Origin of the sequence: Corallococcus caeni, assembly GCF_036245865.1 — a bacterium.
Classification (GTDB): domain Bacteria; phylum Myxococcota; class Myxococcia; order Myxococcales; family Myxococcaceae; genus Corallococcus; species Corallococcus caeni.
This window is the reverse complement of sequence record NZ_BTTW01000013.1, coordinates 128983-148274: the sequence shown is the minus strand read 5'-3', so window position 1 is coordinate 148274 and position 19292 is coordinate 128983. Positions and strand designations below refer to the sequence as shown.

Genomic DNA, 19292 nt, shown 5'->3' with positions numbered 1-19292 from the left:
GCCCGGCATCACTACTGTCCGTGCCGCTGCTGCCCGGAGTGCGAGGGAGCAGGAGGACAACGTGACGGGAGGAGTCGTGAGGAAGTCGCTGCTGTTGGCCGCGCTCGCGCTGGCGACGCCGGCCCTGGGAGCCACCCCGCCGGAGGGCGTCCCGTTCGAGCCGCGCCGGGGGTTCTTCACCGAGACCGACGTCGGGGTGTTCTTCACGGTGGGCGGCGAGAACAGCTACTCCAACGCGCAGTCGTACGTGCAGCTGGGCATCGGCTATGACCTGACGGAGCGGCTGTCCCTGGGCGCCCACTTCGCGCTGGGGTCCTCCGCGCAGAACTGCTTCGCGGGCTACCTGCCGGACTCCAACGTCTGCGCGCTGTCGGACAACTTCACGGTGGCCTTTGGCGACCTGACGGCCGCGTACCACGTGCAGCTGGCCCACCGCTTCTACCTGACGCCCAAGGTGGCGGCGGGCTACACGCGCCTGGACCCCACGCCGGTGGATCCGGACGAGGGCGACCCGGGCCGCTCCATCAACGCCTTCAACGCGGGCCTGGGCGTGGGCGTGGAGTACGCGACGTCCTTCGACCACTTCTCCGTGGGGGCGGACCTGCTGGGGCGCTACATCTTCGGGCCCAACATCATGTCGTTCGCCGTGTTCCCGCGCGTGAAGTACACGTTCTGAGGCTTCAACGCCGCGCCGCCTGCCGGGCGTATCCGGCGGGCGTGTGGCCCACGACGCGCCGGAAGTCGCGGATGAAGTGGGCCTGGTCGAAGTAGCCCAGCTCCAGCGCCAGCCGCGCCAGCTCCGGCGGCGGAGTTTCGCGCAGCCGCTCCGCAGCTTCATGCAGACGGTAGCGCTGGATGACCCACTTGGGGCTCACGCCCACGTAGCGGTTGAACAGCCGCTGCAGCGTGCGCAGGCCCGGGCCACCCGGCGTGAGCAGGTCCTCCACCTTCGTCACCGCGCGGTCCTCCAGGATGCGGGTGACGCGCTCCTGCACCCACGCCACGTTCGGATCCGGCGCGGGCCTGTGCGCCCGCAGGAAGGCCTCCGCCAGCGCGATGCGCTCCGCGTCCGCGTCGCGCGTGACGTCGGTGGCGAGGATGGCCGCCTCCAGCTCCCGCGCCCTGGGGCCCAGCAGGGGCTCCGGGGGCACGGTGCGCTGCGTGAGGGCGGACACGGGCGTGCCCACGAAGGGGAAGAAGCCTCCGGGCCGGAACTTGATGGCGAACACGCCGCCCAGCCCCTCCAGCGTGAGGGAGAAGCGGCCCCGGTGCACGCCGCCCACGCGTGACGTGCCGTCCTGGAAGGCCCAGTGCACGGACGGGTGTGGCAGGGTCTGCTGATGCACGGGCGGCTGTCCGCGCAGGTCCCAGCGCACGGCCCAGAAGTGTTCGACCCAGGGGCGCAGGTCCTCCGACGGCAGGACGCGGACGTGCTCGAAGTGCCGGGGATCCGGGCGCGGATGCAACAGGCCCCGAGGCTTGCCCGCGTTGGACTCCACCCGCTGCTGCCGCCTCCTCCCGGACGCCCGTGTCCTGGCGCGGTTCTACTACCGCTTCGACGACCGGCGGACAGGTGCCCCGGCCTGACGGGCGGATTCAGCTCTGTCGCTCGTGTGCTCACCCTGAAAGTCACCCTCGCGGTTCTTTCCAGGTAAGCCCATGACCCCCGTCCTCCGTTCCCACGCTCGAGCGTGGGTGCTGGTGCTGTCGTTGCTGTCCGTCCCCGCGCTCGCGCAAGGCCTGCCCGACCTGCCGCCCGCGGAGGCGTGCTGGGGGCAGGTGCCGGATGCGGACGGCGACGGCGTGAGCGACGCCTGCGAGCTCCAGGTGGCGGCGGCCTTCATGCCCACGCTGTGGATTGCCCAGGGGGAGAAGGGCGTGGCGCGCCGGCCGTACTTCGCGGCGCGGCCGTTGAGCTCCGCGCTGCGCACGCTGCGCATCTTCTACCTGGACGCCTATTCGGAGGACCACGGCATCCCCAGCCTGGGCATCTTCAACGTCTTCGCGCACGACGGGGACTCCGAGTTCCAGGTGCTGGACGTGCACTACGCCGACGGCCGCTGGTACCTGGACCAGGCCTTCCTGTCCGCGCACCTGGAGACGGCGTGCGACTCGTCGGGCTGGTACGGCTACGCGCAGCTGGAGTACGCGGGGGCGTACCGGGGCGCGCCGCGCATCTACGTGGCCGTGAACAAGCATGGCGCCTACAACTCGAAGGCCACCTGCGACCGGGGCTGCTACTTCACCGACAGCTGCTCCCAGGGACGGCAGGAGGCGTTGGATCCGGTGAACCGGCTCGCGGCCCGCAACGTGGGCTCGCTGGGCGCGCCGTTGATCAACGCCGTCACCGTCAACGGCCAGACGGAGCGGCTCCTGGATGACGTGGAGTTCAAGGGCTGGGACGACCAGGCGGGCCGGAGCAACTCCACGCCGTACCGCGCCCGGCTCGTCCAGTTCGGCTTCTAGGCCTTGGACGAAGAAGGGGCCGCCACCCGGTGTGCTGGGTGACGGCCCCTGGAAGCTTCAGGCGCTATCGAGACGGCTTCAGTCCGCCGCCTCGGCGCGCTCCTCGCGCTTGCGGTCGCGCTCGGCGCGGTAGCGCTCGCCCACGGCCAGCGCCTTCTTGCGCATGCGCACGGACTTGGGCGTCACCTCGACGAGCTCGTCGTCGGCGATCCACTCCAGGGCCTTCTCCAGCCCCATCTCGCGCGGCGGGACGAGGATGACGTTCTCGTCGCGGCCGGCGGCGCGGATGTTGGTGAGCTTCTTCTCGCGGCAGCAGTTGACGTTGAGCTCGGACGGGTGCGCGTGCTCGCCGATGATCATGCCCTCGTACACGGTGGTGCCCGCGCCCACGAAGAGCTGACCGCGCTCCTGGATGCTGAACAGCGCGTACGGCACCGTGTCGCCCAGGCGGTCGGAGACCATGGCGCCGTTGGCGCGCTTCGGGATGTAGCCGAACCACGGCTCGAAGCCGTCGAACTGGCTGCTCATGATGCCCTCACCGCGCGTGATGGTGAGGAACTCCGAGCGGAACCCGATGAGGCCGCGCGCGGGGATGCGGAACTGGAGGCGGGTGCGGCCCGAGCCCAGCTGCGTCATGTCCGTCATGCGGCCCTTGCGGGGCCCCAGGCGCTCCGTCACGACGCCCACGCTGTTCTCCGGCACGTCGCAGAAGAGCAGCTCCATGGGCTCGTGGACCTGGCCGTCCACCGTCTTGGTGATGGGCTCCGGGTTGGAGGCCGTGAGCTCGTAGCCCTCGCGGCGCATGTTCTCGATGATGACCGCCAGCGCCAGTTCGCCACGGCCCACCACGCGGAACGCGTCCGGCGTCGCGGTGTCCTCCACGCGCACGGCCACGTTGCGGTAGGCCTCGCGGTACAGGCGCTCGCGCAGGTTGCGGGAGGTGACGTACTTGCCCTCCTTGCCCGCCAGCGGCCCGTCGTTGACCTTGAAGATCATCATCATCGTGGGCTCGTCCACGGTGATGCGCGGCAGCGCCACGGGCTTCTCGAAGTCCGCGATGGTGTCGCCGATGGAGATCTCCTCGATGCCCGCGATGGAGACGATCTCACCGGGGCCCGCGTCCGCGATCTCCGTGCGCTTCAGGCCGGAGAAGCCGAACAGCTTGACGACCTTGCCCTGCTGCACCTTGCCGCCCTCGCGGACGACGGACACGGGCATGTTCGGGGTGATGCGGCCCGCCTGCACGCGGCCCACCGCCAGACGGCCGACGTAGTCGTCGTAGTCCAGGTTGGCGACCAAGAGCTGCAGCGTCGTCTGCTCCGCCGGGGGAGGGGGCGGGGGCGGGATGTGCTTGATGATGGCGTCGTACAGCGGCTCCAGCGTCTTGCCCGGCACGTCCAGCGACGTGGAGGCCTGACCCTGGCGAGCGACCGTGTAGAGGACGGGCATCTCCAACTGCTCTTCGTTCGCGCCCAGGTCGATGTAGAGCGAGTACACCAGGTCCAGCACTTCCTTGGCCCGGGCGTCCTGACGGTCGATCTTGTTGATGACCAGCACCGTCTTCAGGCCCATGGCCAGCGCCTTGGTGAGCACGAAGCGGGTCTGGGGCAGGGGGCCTTCGGCGGCGTCCACCAGCAGGATGACGCCATCGACCAGGCGCAGACCTCGCTCCACCTCGCCACCGAAGTCGGCGTGGCCCGGGGTGTCGATGATGTTGATCTGCATCCCCTTGTAGGAGACCGCGGTGTTCTTCGCGAGGATGGTGATGCCCTTCTCGCGCTCGAGGTCGTTCGAGTCCATGACCCGTTCGGCCACGTGCTCGTTGGAGCGGAAGGTGCCGGCCTGCCGGAGCAGGTGGTCGACGAGGGTGGTCTTGCCGTGGTCGACGTGAGCGACGATGGCGACGTTGCGGATGTTTTCGCGAGAGATCATGCGGACCAACTGACTAGAAAGAAGGTGCGAGGAGAGACGCCCAGGACGGGGTTTCTCAATCCCACCGGAACCCGGAAGGCGGGGGCTTATATGCCGGGGGCTTCCCGCCTGCAATGAAGGCGGGTGTCCAGCAGGCAGACAATCAGGCCGTCCCCCCCTCGGGCGCTTATCCCACCTTGGGTCGTGACTCGGCCGTTTCAACCCCCAGCCGCTCTCTCAGGAAGCGCTCCACGCGCAGCTCCACGAGGCCCGGGACTTCCAGTGGGGCGGTATGGGTGCCCTCTGAAATCATCAGGAGCTCGGAGGCGGGGATGTGCTCGGCCATCTTCCGGGACAGCCACCCGGGGGTGAAGCGGTCCTTCTCCCCGGCCACCACCAGGGTGGGCACGTCCACGTGCTCCAGGTGGTCCTCGGCGGTGTGGTTCGCCAGCGAGTCCAGGGTGCGCACGAACACGACGGGGTCCATGCGCGCCAGGTGGGTGAAGTAGGGCGCCAGGTCGTTGCGCGCGATGAGCTCCGGGTTCATCTCCAGGCGGATGGCCAGCTGCACCACCAGCTCCGTGGTGAGCGCCCCGTGCACGATGCGCGCGGTGTGGCGGGGGAAGCGCTCCACCGCGGACCGGAGCGTGGGGAAGATGCGCTTGAGCAGCGTGGAGTCGTGGAAGGTGTCCAGGGGCATGCCGTAGCTGCCGCACACCAGCACCAGCCCCTCCACGCGCCGGGCGTAGCGGCGGTGGAACTCCAGCGCCACCTGCACGCCCATGGAGTGGCCGAAGAGCACGGCCTTCTCCATCCCCGCCGCGTCCATCACCCGCGCCAGGTCGTCACAGGTGTACGCCATGCCGATGCGCGTGCGGTCCGTGGGGACGGTGCTCTTGCCGTGGCCCCGGTAGTGCCACCTGAGCACCCGGTGGCGCCGGCCCAGGTAGGGCAATAGGTACTTCCACGCGAAGCCGTCACAGCCCAGGCCGTCGCACAGCACCATGCCCGGGCTGCCGTCCCCGCGCACCTGGTAGTAGAGGTCCGCGCCGTCGGGCACCCGCAGCGAGTCCTGGCGGAAGGAGACCGCCTGTCCATGGGGCGCGCTCACGCTTCCACCTCGTCCGCGTCCAGGCCTTCGGGGATGCCCTTGTCCAGCCCGTAGCGGGAGATTTTCAAGATGAGGTTGGAGCGGCTGATGCCCAGCTCGCGCGACAGCCGGCTCTTGTTGTAGCGGGTGCGCACCAGGCCCTGGTGGATCATCTCCTTCTCCAGGGACTCCACCGCCTCGTGCAGCTTGCCGTGCGCGCGCGGGGCGATGAAGGGCCCGCCGCCGGGGACGACGGCGTCGCGGATGCGGCTGGAGAGCAGCTCCGCGGGGATGACCTCCAATTCGCCGCCCAGCACCAGCAGGCGTTCAATCTCGTTCTCCAGCTCGCGGATGTTCCCCGGCCAGGCGTAGGCGCCCAGGATGCCCAGGGCCTCCGGCGCCAGGCCCCGCGCGCGCTGGCCCTCGCGGTGGTGCTTGCGCAGGAAGTGGTCGATGAGGACGGGCAGGTCGTCCTTGCGCTCGCGCAGGGGCGGCAGCTGCAGGCGGATGACGTTGATGCGGTAGAAGAGGTCCTCGCGGAACTCGCCGCGCTTCACCAGCTCCCCCAGGTCTTTGTGGGTGGCGGCGATGACGCGCACGTCGACCTCGCGGGACTGGGTGCCGCCCACGGGCAGGAAGGTGCCCTCCTGGAGCACGCGCAGGAGCTTCACCTGGAGGGCCGGGGACATGTCGCCCACCTCGTCCAGGAAGAAGGTGCCCGTGTCCGCGACCTCGAAGAGGCCCTTCTTGTCCTTGAGCGCGCCGGTGAAGGCGCCCCGGGTGTGCCCGAAGAGGGCGCTCTCCAGCAGGTTGTCGTTGAAGGCGGAGCAGTTCTGCACGACGAACGGCTTGTCCTTGCGCGGGCCGTTGTGGTGGATGGCGCGCGCCACCAGCTCCTTGCCCGTGCCGGACTCGCCGTTGATGAGGACGGTGGAGTCGGAGTTGGCCACCTTCTCCATCAAGCGGAAGACCTCGTTCATGGCCCCGGAGCGGCCGATGATCTTCTCGAAGCGATAGCGGTTGGACAGCTCGGAGGCCATGGACTGGATGGTCTCCTCCTTGCGCGTGAGCTCCACCTCCTGGTTGGCGATCTCCGTCACCGCGAACTCCAGGAGGTCGGACAGCTTGCTCAGCTCCGAGCCGTCCAGCACCGGCACGCGCTCCGCGGCGCCCTCCAGCTCCAGCAGCGCCCCGGGGGCGATGTCGCGCATCTTCCCCAGGAGCACCTGCCCGTCGCCGGGGGTGAGCGGCTGGCGGGCGAAGCCCTCCACGAAGAGGAAGCCCTCGTACTCGTTGCGGATGTAGAGCGGCGCGCCCACGATGGACAGGCGCAGGTGGCAGTCGTGGAACAGCGAGCGGCGCAGGTTCTTGGCGGCCTTGAACTTCTCATGCAGCACCCGCACCGACTGGGCACACCGCCGCATCCCCTCCCGCGCCCCCAGCGAGTGGCGGCAGAAGTCGTTGGGGGGCGGGATGAAATCCCCGCGCTGCCAGTCGTGCACGATGCCGTGGCGATCCGCGAACGACAGCTCCACCTGCCACCACTTGCGGATGACATCCCTCAACATGACAATGGTGTGCAGATTCTGATGCTTCTCGAAGTCCATCCCCACGGTCCTCGTCCTGTTGCGGATCAGGACAACGGATCTACGGGGTTGTCCGAAATCAATCCAGCGGCACCTGTCCGAATGACAGCGCTGTTCGCGTACCCTGGTTCCCTGTGAGCGCACCCCCACATACACACGGCAGGGCAGGGCACGGCCATTCGCACGACCATGATGACCATTCCCACCATGGGCATTCGCACGGCCCCGGGCACGGTCATTCGCACGGCCCCAAGCGGGGCGGGCTGGCGGAGGAGCGGCGCAAGGACCGCCGCCGGCTGCTGTTCGCGCTGGGGCTGACGGCGACCATCATGGTGGCGGAGGCGGTGGGTGGTTTCCTCACCAACTCGCTGGCGCTGCTCTCCGACGCCGGGCACATGCTGACGGACGTGTCGGCCATGATCCTCAGCCTGCTGGCGCTGTGGTTCGCCGGGCGGCCCGCGGACCTGAAGAAGACCTACGGCTACTACCGGATGGAGATTTTGAGCGCGCTGCTCAACGGGGTGCTGCTGCTGGTCATCACCATCTTCATCCTGATGGAGGCCTGGCAGCGCATGCGCACGCCGGCCCCGGTGGAGCTGGGGCCCATGGCGCTGGTGGCGGGCATCGGTCTGGTGGCGAACCTGGCGGCGCTGGGCTTCCTGCACCAGACGCACTCCATGAACGTGCGCGGCGCATTCCTGCACGTCCTGGGGGACACGCTGTCGTCGGTGGGCGTGCTGATTGGCGCGGGCGTGATGTGGTGGACCGGCTGGTACATCGTGGACCCCATCATCTCCGTGCTCATCTCCATGATCATCGTCGTGGGCGCGCTGCGGCTGGTGAGGGACGCGGTGGACGTGCTGCTGGAGGCGGTGCCCGCGCACGTGGACCTGGAGCAGGTACGGGACCTCATGGGGAAGGTGCCGGGCGTGCAGGCGGTGCACGACCTGCACGTGTGGACCATCTCCAGCGGGATGTACGCGCTGTCGGCGCACCTGGTGGTGGCGGACCCCATGGTCTGCAACAACGACGACATCCTGTCCGCGGTGAAGCACGACCTCTTCGACCGCTTCGGCATCGACCACACCACCATCCAGATCGAGAGCCAGTCCTACGCTCACCTGGGCGAGGTGCACTGAGCCCGCGCTTGCGAAAGGCGCGCGGGGCGGGGATTCTGGCCGGCTCCTATGAGCGTGCTGGACAAGGTGTTGTCGCTGCGGCCGGGCAACGTGGTGGCGCGGGTGGGCCCGGGCTCCCGGGTGCCCCTGCTGGATCCGCGGGAGCTGCTGCGGGCGCTGGAGTCCACGCCCACGGCGCTGCCGTGCCTGCCGGTGCTGGCGAAGGGCGCGCTGCCGGGCCTCTTGGGCGCGGCCCGAGCGGAGGACGCGGTGCTGGGCCTGGCGTGTCCGCACCCGCTGGCGGACCGGGGCGCGCCGGAGCGCTTCGTGCAGTCGGTGCACGCGGCCGCCCAGGAGGCCGGGCACACCCGGCCCCTGTTCCTCCAGGCCGGTCCCCTGCGCGTGACGTCCACGGACGCGGACGTGCTGGACGCGCTCCAGGAAGGGCTCTTCCGCGTGGTGGACGCCGGCTTCGCGCTGGTGTCGCTGGACCTGTCGCGCCTCACCTCCTACGAGGCGGTGGAGGCGGTGAACGCGCTGGTGGGCCCGCTCAAGGAGCGCGAGCTGTCGCTGGAGGTGTCCCCGCCGCAGGCGTCCTCCGGCGGGCTGGTGGACGCGTGCGAGACGCTGCTGGAGGGGCTGTCGCAGTGGCAGGTCCCGGTGCGCTTCCTGCGCGTGTCGGACGCGCAGCTGGGGGCCGGCGAGCCCGGCGCGGAGCTGGACGTGGAGCTGCTCCGGCGGGTGGTGGAGACCGCCGCCGGGAAGGGCGTGGCGGTGGCGGTGGGCGACGTGTCCCCGGGGGCCTCCGGGGGGCTGTCCAGCTACGTGGCCGCGGGCGTGCGCAAGGTGGACCGGGCAGGGCCCTTCGGTCCGCTGGCCCTGCGCGCCTGGCCGCCGGAGGTGCGCGAGCAGGTGGTGGCGCGGGCCCAGGCGGCGGGCATGCCGGCCGGGGAGCTCTTGTCCGTGCTGGAGGAGGGGCTGCCGCCCCTGTCGCCCGCCTCGCGCGAGACGCTGGAGGCGCTGTCCTTCGCGGAGGCCACGGAGGCGCTGGCGGCGCTGGGGGCGCACCGCTCGGCGTCGGTGGCCATGGCGTTCCTGGCGAAGCCGGACGGGGACCTGGGCTAGAAGGGCGCCCATGCGCATCGTTGCAGGCAGCGCGAAGGGCCGGGCCCTGACGGGGCCCAAGCCGTCGTCCGGACACATCCGCCCCACGGCGGACCGGGTCCGTGAAACCATCTTCAACATGCTGGGCCAGTTCCTGGACGGCCAGGCCGTGCTGGACCTGTACGCGGGCACCGGCGCGCTGGGGCTGGAGGCCCTGTCGCGGGGCGCGGGCCGGCTGGTGCTGGTGGACCAGGACCGCGAGGCCCTGGCCCTGTGCCGCAAGAACACCGACGACCTGGGCTTCACCGCCCAGGTGTCCATCCTGGCGCAGCCCGTGGTGCGCGCGCTGGGGACGCTGGGCAAGCAGGGGGAGAAGTTCGAGCTCGTCTTCGCGGATCCGCCCTACGCGGCGCGCGTGGTGGAGACGGTGCTGGACGCGGTGGCGGCCGCGGGCGTGGTGACGCCGGGCGGCACGGTGGTGGTGGAGCACGACAAGCGGGAGGCGGCCCCGGACGCCCACGCGGGGCTCACCCGGGAGGATCAGCGCCGGTTCGGGGACACCCTGGTGAGCTTCTACCGGGCGCCGTGACGTGCGCTTGACCCGCCCCGTGGGCCCGCCGAGACTCCTGCGCACCCATGCCGGTTGCCATCTATCCTGGTTCGTTTGATCCGCTCACCAACGGGCACCTGAGCCTCATCCAGCGCAGCCTGAAGATGTTCGACCGGCTCATCGTCGCCATCGCGGTGAACCCGAAGAAGACGCCCCTCTTCAGCCAGGAGGAGCGCATCGAGCTCATCCGCGAGGCGGTGAACGACCCCCGCGTGGAGGTGGACGCCTTCCACGGCCTGCTCGTGGACTACGTGCACCAGCGCAACGTGAGCGTCGTCATCCGCGGGCTGCGCGCGGTGTCGGACTTCGAATACGAGTTCCAGCTGGCGAACATGAACCGCAAGCTGGCGCCGGACATCGACACTGTCTTCATGATGACGGGCGAGGACTACTTCTACATCTCCTCGCAGCTCGTCCGGGAGGTCGCCACCTTCGGAGGGAACGTGGAAGGGCTCGTCCCCCCGAACGTGAACGCGGGGCTGAAGAAGAAGTTCGGCCCGAAACCGTAGGGCGACGGAAGGGCAGCCGGGCAACGCGGCGTGCCCGTAGTGCTTGTCGGCTTCGGGAGTTCCGCGCTAGGCAAGGCACATGAAACTCGCCCGCCGGCTGAATGCCATCAAGCCCTCCGCCACCCTGGCCCTCAACGCCCGCGCCAAGGCGCTCGCCGCAGGTGGCAAGGACGTGGTGGTGCTCGCCGCCGGTGAGCCGGACTTCGACACGCCGGAGTTCGTGAAGCAGGCGGCCATCGACGCGCTCCGCTCGGGCTTCACGAAGTACACCGCCACCGCGGGCATGCCGGAGCTGCGCGAGGCCGTCTGCCGCAAGCTGGAGAAGGACAACGGCCTCAAGTACGCGCCGGATCAGGTGGTGGTGACGGCGGGCGGCAAGCAGTCGCTCTACAACTGCTTCCAGGCGCTGCTGGACGAAGGGGATGAGGTCATCATCTTCGCGCCGTACTGGGTGAGCTACCCGGACATGGTGCACCTGGCGGGCGGCACGCCGGTCATCGTCCCCACGCGCGAGGAGGACGGCTACGCGCCGGACCCCGCGGCCATCAAGAAGGCGCTCACCCCGCGCACGCGCGCCATCGTGCTCAACAGCCCGGCCAACCCCACGGGCGCGGTGTACTCGCGCGCCACGCTGGAGGGCATCGCGGACGCGGTGCGCGGCCACGACTGCATGCTCGTCACCGACGACATGTACGAGAAGCTCCTCTACACGGGGGAGCCGTTCCTCAACATCGGCAACGTGGCGCCGGACCTGGTGCCGCGGCTGCTGGTGTCCAACGGCCTGTCCAAGTCCTACGCGATGACGGGATGGCGGCTGGGCTACGCGGCGGGCCCCAAGGCGCTCATCTCCGGCATGCAGCTGGTGCAGGACCAGTCCACGTCCAACGCGTCCTCCATCACCCAGAAGGCGGCGCTGGCGGCGCTCAACGGCCCCACGGACACCATCACCGCGATGGTGAACGAGTACCGCGAGCGCAGGGACCTGTTCGTCGCGGGGCTCAACGCCATCCCCGGCATCCGCTGCCGGCTGCCGGAAGGGGCCTTCTACGCGATGGCGGACGTGCGCGGCCTCTTGGGAAAGACGTACAAGGGCAAGCCGCTGACGGACTCGCTCCAGATGTCCGAGGCGCTGCTCAACGACTTCCTCGTGGCGGCGGTGCCGGGGGATCCGTTCGGCGCGCCGGGCTACATCCGCATGAGCTTCGTCACCTCGCGCGAGGTGCTCCAGAAGGGCCTCGCGCGCCTGCGGGACTTCGTCGCGGCGCTGAGCTGAAGCGCGGCCTTGACGCAGGGCAGGGCGCCCGGTGGAAACGCCGGGCGCTCCTGTCGTCTCAGTCCGTGTAGGCGAAGGCGTGCCAGCTCAGGTCCGGGCTGCCGCGGAAGAGGAAGATGGCCGCGTGGCCGGAGAGGTTGCCCACCGCGGCCCAGGTGTCCTTGAGCGCGCGCGGATCCAGCCCCAGGCGCGCGGGCGGCTTGCCGTACTTCTTCTCCATCTCCGCGATGGGCAGCACTTCGATGTCGTAGAGGGTGACCAGGTCCGTGCGCCGCGCGCGCAGCTGCTTCACCCACACCTGCACCAGCTCGTCCGGGGTGTTGAAGCGCTTGTCCTCCAACTGGAACGGGTACGCCAGCTCCGCGGATGCGTTGCGCACGTCCCCCGTCAGCAGGCTCTGGAAGAGGAAGCGCGCCTCGTTGCGGATCACCGAGCGCGCGAGGCCTTCGGGGGTCAGGTCCTCCTCACTGGGGCGCGCGGCCTCCCGCAGCTTGCCCAGGTCGACGGTGCCCGCGCTGGAGGGGGTGGGGGGCGTCGGTAGGCGCGCGGTGGGCGCGATGGGCGTGGCGGCCGGGGCCGGGGCCGGGGTGGGCGCTGGCGCGGCCTTGCGCGGGGCCGGCGTGGGGGACGCCGCGGGTGGCTGGGCCGGAGTCGGCGCGGCGGGTTCAGGAGTCGGCGCGGCCGCGGCCGGAGCCTGGGTGGGGGCCGGGGTGGGCTCGGCGGGGGCGGGCGTGGCGGCGGGAGCGGGGTCCTGGGCGAGGGCAGGCGCGGCGAGAAGGACGAGCAGGGCCAGGGGCCAGCGACGCATGAAACCTCCGGAGGGAAGCGCGGCAGCGTAGCAGAGGACGCCGGGCCGGGGTCCCCCGAGCGAGCGGGCGTCGGACGGTCTCTTCGGATGCCACAACGCACCGCGTGCATGTGGGGGCGGACGTTGGTATGGGGGGCGCCCGATGCCAAAGCGCACTGATATCCGGAAGGTTCTCGTGATTGGCTCGGGCCCGATTGTCATCGGGCAGGCCGTCGAGTTCGACTACTCAGGCACCCAGGCGATCAAGGCGCTTCGGGACGAGGGCGTGGAGGTGGTGCTGCTCAACAGCAACCCCGCCACGGTGATGACGGACCCAGAGTTCGCGCACCGCACCTACATTGAACCCATCACCGTGGAGGCGGCGGAGAAGATCCTCGCCGCCGAGCGCCCGGACTCCCTCCTGCCCACCATGGGCGGGCAGACGGCGCTCAACCTGGCGAAGGCGCTCGCGGAGCGGGGCATCCTGGAGAAGTACGGGGTGCGGCTCATCGGCGCGTCGCTGGAGGCCATCAACAAGGCCGAGGACCGCCAGCTCTTCAAGGCGGCCATGCAGAAGATCGGCGTGTCGCTGCCCAAGAGCGGCTACGCCACGACGCTCACGGACGCCATGGCGCTGGTGGAGGAGATCGGCTTCCCGGCCATCATCCGTCCCTCCTTCACGCTGGGCGGCACGGGCGGCGGCATCGCGTACAACCGCGAGGAGTTCGAGGCCATCTGCCGCTCGGGCCTCAAGGCGAGCCCCACCTCCACCATCCTCGTGGAGGAGAGCGTGCTCGGCTGGAAGGAGTACGAGCTGGAGGTGGTCCGCGACTCCTCGGACAACGTCATCATCATCTGCTCCATCGAGAACCTGGACCCGATGGGCGTGCACACCGGTGACTCCATCACCGTGGCGCCCGCGCAGACGCTGACGGACCGCGAGTACCAGCGCATGCGGCAGGCGTCGCTGGCCATCATCCGCGAGATTGGCGTCGACACGGGCGGCTCCAACATCCAGTTCGGCATCCACCCGCGCGACGGCCGCATGGTCGTCATTGAAATGAACCCGCGCGTGTCGCGCTCCAGCGCGCTGGCGTCCAAGGCGACGGGCTACCCCATCGCGAAGGTCGCCGCGAAGCTGGCGCTGGGCTACACGCTGGACGAGCTGCGCAACGACATCACCCGCGACACGCCGGCCTCCTTCGAGCCGACGCTGGACTACGTGGTGGTGAAGGTGCCGCGCTTCAACTTCGAGAAGTTCCCGAAGGCGGACCGCACGCTGACGACGAGCATGCGCTCGGTGGGCGAGGTCATGGCCATTGGCCGCACCTTCCCCGAGGCGTACATGAAGGCGCTGCGCTCCATGGAGCTGGGGCGCGTGGGTCTGGAGTCGCCGGAGCTGCCCACGGAGAAGGAGGAGCGCGAGAAGGTCCTCCACGAGGGGCTGCGCGTGCCCCGCCCGGAGCGCCCGTGGTTCGTAGCGCAGGCGTTCCGCGAGGGCATGACGGTGGAGCAGGTGCACCAGCTCTCCGCCATCGACCCGTGGTTCCTGCGGCACATCGAGGCGCTGGTGCACGAGGCGCAGTCGCTGGCGGACATCGGCCGCCTGGATCACCTGCCGGACGACGTCTTGCGTCAGGCGAAGGCGCACGGCTTCTCCGACAAGTACCTGGGCAACCTGATGGGCTACCCGGAGGCGGAGGTGCGGGCGCACCGGCAGTCGCGCGGCATCCGGCCGGTGTTCAAGCGGGTGGACACCTGCGCCGCGGAGTTCGAGGCGTACACGCCCTACCTCTACTCCACCTACGAGGAGGAGGACGAGGCGCCCCCCACGGACCGGCAGAAGGTGCTGATCCTGGGCAGCGGCCCCATCCGCATCGGCCAGGGCATCGAGTTCGACTACGCGTGCGTGCACGCGGCCTTCGCGCTGCGCGAGGCCGGGTACGAGACGGTGATGGTCAACTGCAACCCGGAGACGGTGTCCACGGACTACGACACGTCCGACCGCCTCTACTTCGAGCCGCTGACCATCGAAGACGTGCTGGAGGTGTCCCAGCGCGAGAAGCCGGTGGGCGCCATCGTGCAGTTCGGCGGGCAGACGCCGCTGCGGCTGAGCGTGCCGCTGGAGCAGGCGGGGCTGCCGATCCTGGGCACGTCGCCGGACGCCATCGACCGGGCGGAGGACCGCGAGAAGTTCTCCAAGCTGATTGAAAAGCTGGGCCTGAAGCAGCCGGAGAACGGCGTCGCGCGCAGCCACGCGGAGGCCTTCAAGGTGGCCGAGCGCATCGGCTATCCGGTGATGGTGCGCCCGTCGTACGTGCTGGGTGGGCGGGCGATGGAGACGGTCTACGACGCGGCCAGCCTGGAGCGCTACATGCGCGAGGCGGTGAGCGCGTCGCCGGAGCACCCGGTGCTCATCGACCGTTTCCTGAAGGACGCCATCGAGGTGGACCTGGACCTGGTGGCGGACCGCACGGGGCAGGTGCTGATTGGCGGCGTGCTGGAGCACATCCAGGAGGCGGGCGTGCACTCGGGTGACGCGGCCGCGACGCTGCCGCCGCACTCGCTGTCGCCGGACCTGGTGGAGCGGATGAAGGACCAGGCCATCGCCATGGCGCGCGAGCTGGGCGTGGTGGGCCTGATGAACGTGCAGTTCGCCATCCAGGGGAAGAACATCTACGTCCTGGAGGTGAACCCGCGCGCCAGCCGCACGGTGCCGTTCATCTCCAAGGCGACGGGCATGCCCATGGCGAAGATCGCCGCGCTCTGCATGGTGGGCAAGACGTTGAAGGAGCTGGGCCGCACGGAGGAGCCGGAGTTCCGGCACGTGGCGGTGAAGGAGAGCGTCTTCCCGTTCGCGCGCTTCGCTGGAGTGGATGTCATTCTTGGCCCGGAGATGAAGTCCACGGGCGAGGTGATGGGCCTGGCGGAGGACTACGCGTCCGCGTTCGCGAAGAGCCAGCTGGCGGCGGGCGTGAAGCTGCCCAAGACGGGCCGGGTGTTCATCTCCGTGAAGGACGAGGACAAGCCGGCGGTGGTGGACCTGGCGCGCCGCCTGCGGTCGCTGGGCTTCAGCCTGACGGCGACGGCGGGCACGCACGACTACCTGCTGACGAAGGGCATCGAGTCGCAGCGGGTGCAGAAGGTGAAGGAGGGCCGGCCGAACATCGTCGACAAGATCGTCGACGGGGAGATCGTGCTGGTCATCAACACCACCTTCGGCAAGCAGGAGATCGCGGACAGCTTCTCCATCCGCCGTGAGGCGTTGATGCACTCGGTGCCGTACTACACGACGGTGCAGGCGGCGCGCATGGCGGTGGGCGCGCTGGAGTCGCTGAAGCGCTCGGACCTCGCGGTGAAGCCGCTGCAGGCGTACCTGTACGGCGAAGGCGGCGTGCCTCCGGCGCGGCGGTAGTGCCGTGAAGGTTCGCGGCCCCTGGGAGACCGGGGGCCGCGCGTCGGTTTGAGGGGGATGGATGCGCATCGAGGAGTTCCGGCCTGCTCTTGAGAAGGCGGCGTCCCGTACCGGGATGGAGGTCCGCTTCGGTCCTGGCGCGACGCAGGAAGACCTCGATGCCTGTGAGCGGCGGCTGGGGGTGACGTTCCCCGCGAACGTCCGGCGCTTCTACGAGGCCCATGACGGGCTGAGGGTGGAGGCGCCTGCGCTCGTCATCCGGCCCCTGGAGGAGCTCTTCCTGGCGCCTGGAGGGCGGGTGTCCTTCGCGGACTTCGACTTCCAGCACACCGTGGCGTTCGCCGTGGATGCGGTGAACGCAGCAGGGGAGTGGGACCTCGTGAACGCGGAGACCGGCTTCGAGGTCACCCTCACGATGGCGAGCTTCTGGTCCAACAAGGTCTTCGCTTGGGTGATGCGCCAGCGGCGCGTCTGGGCCCAGGAGCACCCAGCCGGGGCCCGCACCCAGGTGTTCCTGGGGGAGCAGGACGTGACGGCGCTCCGGGCGAGCATCACCGACCCTGTCGAACAAGCGTTCTTCGACATGGCCATTGCCGCGGTGGTGTTGCGATGGATGAACGGAGACGCGCCCGTGGCTGGGTTTGATTACGCGTTCTTCGCTCGGGCCATGAAGGACCTGGCGTCACGCAAGGCCTTGGTGTTGCGCGTGCTCCAGGGTGAGGACCTGGGTTGGTTTTGAATTACATGGCTTTGCGGTTTGGTGGATTTTGAAGACATGTCCTGTTGAGCGCGCCGGATGAAGGCGTGTGCCTTGACGTGCTATGTCCATGCGCATCGCGTGGCGCGGCATGGCTTGGGGGCCAGCCCGCCGAGGTGAGGCATCCGACATGGTCTTCTTGCTCCCGCTTGGCGTGGAGGGCGCGACGTTGGAGCGACGCCCCTGGGTCTCGCTTTCCATCACCGCCGTCTGTGTCGTTGCCTTCTTCATCACCTGGGTGATTCCCGCGAACCCGGTGGGAGTGAACGAGGCGGAGGTCCGCGCGCTGATCCAGGAGACACTCGTTCATCGCCAGCTGGAGCTGCCCCCGGCGTGCGGCGCCCTGCTCAGCGACCACGGCAAGGCCCTGCTGGCTCGAATGAAGGAGCAGTCACCGACATCGCTCCGCAACGTGAACGTGGAGGTGCTCCAGGCGAAGCTCGACGCGCACTGCGACGGCGTGCTGAAGGTCCGGGACTCCGGACTGCTTCAACGTCTGGGATTGGTGCCCGCGCGGGGCCTGAAGCAGTGGGGCTGGCTGACGTACATGTTCCTGCACCTCGGGTGGATGCACCTGCTGGGGAACCTGCTGTTCTTCTACGTCGTGGGCCTGCTGCTCGAGGACGTCTGGGGCCGGCCGCTGTTCGCGGGGTTCTACGGGGTGGGGGGCCTGGTGGCGGCGGTGGCCCACTTCGCGCTCGCTCCCACGTCCCAGACCCTGATGGTGGGCGCGTCGGGGGCCGTGGCGGCGTGCATGGGCGCGTTCTGCCTGCGCTTCGCCACGCGCAAGGTCCGCGTGGGCTACCTCGTCTGGTTCCTGCACTTCTGGCGCGGGACCTTTGGCGTTCCCGGCTGGTTATGGGCGAGCCTCTGGTTCGGCAACGAGGTGCTCAACTTCCTGCTGTGGGGCAACAACACCGGCGTCGCGGTGATGGCCCACATCGGCGGGTTTGTCTTTGGCTTCGGCGCGGCCGGCGCGCTGCGGCTCACCCGCCTGGAGGAGCGCTTCGTCGCCCCCGCCATCGCCGAGCGCGACGGCGGTTGGGTCGCGGATCCCCGCATGGTGGAGGCGCAGACCTCGCTGGAGAGCGGCGACCGGGACAAGGCGCGCGCGACCTTCCTACGCATCCTGGCGGATCATCCGGACCACACCGAGGCGCTACTCTGGCTGGGGCGGATGGAGCTGGAGGACGGCCAGGTGCCGTCCGGCTCCGCGCGGGTGGAGAAGGCACTGCAGCTGCTGGTCGCCCACGACGTCCCCGAACCGCTCTGGAACGCGGTGGACCAGTTGGGGGAGCTGTTCCCGGTGGAGCGGCTGCGTCCGGGTGTCGCGTGGCGCGTGGCGCAGGGCCTGGACCAGGGCGAGGCTCCCGCCAACGCCACAGCCATGGCCGAGTCGCTCTACGCCGCGGCCGGCAAGGGCACCGGCATCATGGCGGTGCGTGCCCTGATTCGGGCGGCGGAGCTGAGGCTGGCGCGCCGTGACGCTCCGGAGCAGGCGGCCGGATACCTGACCCGGGCGAAGGCGCTGGCGACAGGCGATGCCGCCGCGTTGGCGGAGCGGGTGGAACAGCTGGAGGTGGAGGCGGTCCGGATGGGGGCGCGGATGAAGAACCGGGGAATGGATCTGGACACGGAGTCCGCGACGGCCCGGACCCGCGCCGTGGCGGCCCTGGCGCCCGTGGCGGTCGGGGGGACCTTGCTGCCCCCGCGAATCGTTCCCTGTCGCATCCTGGGGCTGTCCTCCAAGGCCCTGCTGGTGGAGGCGCAGGGCGGTCAGCGCCGGTCGCTGTCCATCACGGAGGTCCTGGCGGTGGCCGTGGGAATGCTGCCTGTCGCCGTGCCGGAAGGGGCAGCACCGAGGCAGACGGTGCTCACCGACCTGGTGGTGTCCTGGGGAGACCCGGAGCGCGGGCCGACCGTGCTGCGCATCCCGGCCGCCGGGCTCGGGCTGGCGGAGCGCCATCCCGGGGTCGCGCCGCGTGAGGCCTATGCTCGCTTCCTGGCGGCACTGCTGGAGCACTCCGCCGCCAATCCCATGCCCGACGCGCCGACCCTGGCCGAGGGCCGCTATCCGCGCTTCGCGACCGAGGGCCAGTTCACGGCGCACTACTATGGGCAGGTGGCCGCGGCGGCCTGAGGACACGCACACGGAGCGGCGGAACCATGGATGAGGCGGTGGTGGAGTTGAGCGGGGCCCAGCGGTTTGGAGTCGCGCAGGATTCGCGGGTCGCCGCGATCCGCTGGGACGTGCTCCCCTGGGGCCTGGTGCTCGACCTGGACTCGCCCCTCAGCGAGGCACCAGACACGGAGCTCCGAAGGGTCTGGCTGTGCTTTCACGGCCTGGGGGCGTTGACCTTGCCATTCCAGGAGGCGCGGGTCCCAACGGGATGCTGGATCGTCGTGGAGTTCCCCATGGAGACCACGAGCGCTGGGCTCCTGTCTTATTCGTTCTCCACCGTGCTGCCCGTGGGCGCGACCGGGGAAGTGGTGCTGAGGGGCAGGGACGAGGACGTCGTGGAGATCCAGGCGCAGCGTTTCTCTGTGTTGGCCTCGCGAGCGTCGGCTCCGCCGAACGAGCAGGGGCAACTCGACTGGGAGACCCGCACTCACTTGGCTTCTGATGCGAGCTTTGTGCGCATTTTGAGAGAGATTGACCCGTAGCC

16 protein-coding genes are annotated in these 19292 nt (G+C 69.7%); 11 read left to right on the top strand and 5 right to left on the bottom strand.

What is annotated here, in order from left to right; all coding sequences use genetic code 11:
* Positions 1-76: 76 nt before the first annotated feature.
* On the top strand, positions 77-676 hold the full coding sequence (cglE, locus tag AABA78_RS36845; RefSeq protein WP_171414384.1) for an adventurous gliding motility protein CglE: 600 nt from the start codon (positions 77-79) through the stop codon (positions 674-676).
* A gap of 4 nt (positions 677-680) precedes the next feature.
* Here cglE and AABA78_RS36840 read toward each other — a convergent pair whose 3' ends face one another.
* Entirely contained in the window at positions 681-1499 is an 819-nt protein-coding gene (locus AABA78_RS36840; RefSeq protein WP_338270167.1) for an AraC family transcriptional regulator, read from the bottom strand.
* Positions 1500-1659: 160 nt separating this feature from the next.
* Here AABA78_RS36840 and AABA78_RS36835 point away from each other — a divergent pair, with 160 nt between their 5' ends.
* The gene (locus AABA78_RS36835) at positions 1660-2466 is read left to right on the top strand and encodes a hypothetical protein (RefSeq protein WP_338270166.1); all 807 of its coding nucleotides are present in this window, start codon (positions 1660-1662) and stop codon (positions 2464-2466) included.
* A 78-nt stretch (positions 2467-2544) separates the two neighbouring features.
* Here AABA78_RS36835 and typA read toward each other — a convergent pair whose 3' ends face one another.
* The 3 genes from typA to AABA78_RS36820 all read right to left on the bottom strand — a co-directional run bounded on the left by typA (position 2545) and on the right by AABA78_RS36820 (position 7074).
* Positions 2545-4398: a translational GTPase TypA gene (gene typA / locus AABA78_RS36830; protein WP_338270165.1), complete on the bottom strand. Its 1854-nt coding sequence runs from the start codon at positions 4396-4398 to the stop codon at positions 2545-2547.
* Between the two features lie 166 nt (positions 4399-4564).
* Positions 4565-5488: an alpha/beta fold hydrolase gene (locus tag AABA78_RS36825; protein WP_171414353.1), complete on the bottom strand. Its 924-nt coding sequence runs from the start codon at positions 5486-5488 to the stop codon at positions 4565-4567.
* On the bottom strand, positions 5485-7074 hold the full coding sequence (locus AABA78_RS36820) for a sigma 54-interacting transcriptional regulator (RefSeq protein ID WP_338270164.1): 1590 nt from the start codon (positions 7072-7074) through the stop codon (positions 5485-5487). Before AABA78_RS36820 ends, AABA78_RS36825 begins: the two co-directional genes overlap by 4 nt.
* Positions 7075-7187: 113 nt before the next feature.
* Here AABA78_RS36820 and AABA78_RS36815 point away from each other — a divergent pair, with 113 nt between their 5' ends.
* The 5 genes from AABA78_RS36815 (at position 7188) to AABA78_RS36795 (ending at position 11667) form a co-directional block, all read left to right on the top strand.
* On the top strand, positions 7188-8192 hold the full coding sequence (locus AABA78_RS36815; protein WP_338270163.1) for a cation diffusion facilitator family transporter: 1005 nt from the start codon (positions 7188-7190) through the stop codon (positions 8190-8192).
* A 48-nt stretch (positions 8193-8240) separates the two neighbouring features.
* Positions 8241-9296: a hypothetical protein gene (locus tag AABA78_RS36810; RefSeq protein WP_338270162.1), complete on the top strand. Its 1056-nt coding sequence runs from the start codon at positions 8241-8243 to the stop codon at positions 9294-9296.
* 10 nt (positions 9297-9306) lie between these two features.
* Complete coding sequence (rsmD, locus tag AABA78_RS36805) at positions 9307-9864, top strand: 16S rRNA (guanine(966)-N(2))-methyltransferase RsmD (protein WP_171414345.1); 558 nt, start codon at positions 9307-9309, stop codon at positions 9862-9864.
* Positions 9865-9911: 47 nt separating this feature from the next.
* Complete coding sequence (gene coaD, locus AABA78_RS36800) at positions 9912-10394, top strand: pantetheine-phosphate adenylyltransferase (protein ID WP_120557127.1); 483 nt, start codon at positions 9912-9914, stop codon at positions 10392-10394.
* Between the two features lie 79 nt (positions 10395-10473).
* Positions 10474-11667, top strand: coding sequence for a pyridoxal phosphate-dependent aminotransferase (locus AABA78_RS36795; protein WP_338270161.1), 1194 nt, complete (start codon positions 10474-10476; stop codon positions 11665-11667).
* Positions 11668-11725: 58 nt separating this feature from the next.
* Here AABA78_RS36795 and AABA78_RS36790 read toward each other — a convergent pair whose 3' ends face one another.
* The gene (locus tag AABA78_RS36790; RefSeq protein WP_338270159.1) at positions 11726-12475 is read right to left on the bottom strand and encodes a hypothetical protein; all 750 of its coding nucleotides are present in this window, start codon (positions 12473-12475) and stop codon (positions 11726-11728) included.
* A 142-nt stretch (positions 12476-12617) separates the two neighbouring features.
* On the opposite strand from AABA78_RS36790, the gene carB reads away from it, so the two are divergent.
* The 4 genes from carB (at position 12618) to AABA78_RS36770 (ending at position 19290) form a co-directional block, all read left to right on the top strand.
* Positions 12618-15869, top strand: a complete 3252-nt coding sequence (gene carB, locus AABA78_RS36785) for a carbamoyl-phosphate synthase large subunit (RefSeq protein WP_338270158.1) — start codon at positions 12618-12620, stop codon at positions 15867-15869.
* 61 nt (positions 15870-15930) lie between these two features.
* Positions 15931-16608 carry an SMI1/KNR4 family protein gene (locus AABA78_RS36780; protein WP_338270157.1) on the top strand — a complete coding sequence of 226 codons (678 nt, stop codon included), beginning with the start codon at positions 15931-15933 and terminating at the stop codon, positions 16606-16608.
* A 148-nt stretch (positions 16609-16756) separates the two neighbouring features.
* Positions 16757-18766: a rhomboid family intramembrane serine protease gene (locus AABA78_RS36775; protein WP_338270155.1), complete on the top strand. Its 2010-nt coding sequence runs from the start codon at positions 16757-16759 to the stop codon at positions 18764-18766.
* A gap of 26 nt (positions 18767-18792) precedes the next feature.
* Positions 18793-19290 (top strand): hypothetical protein, encoded by a 498-nt coding sequence (locus AABA78_RS36770; RefSeq protein ID WP_338270154.1) that lies wholly within the window; start codon positions 18793-18795, stop codon positions 19288-19290.
* The last annotated feature ends 2 nt before the right edge of the window (positions 19291-19292 follow it).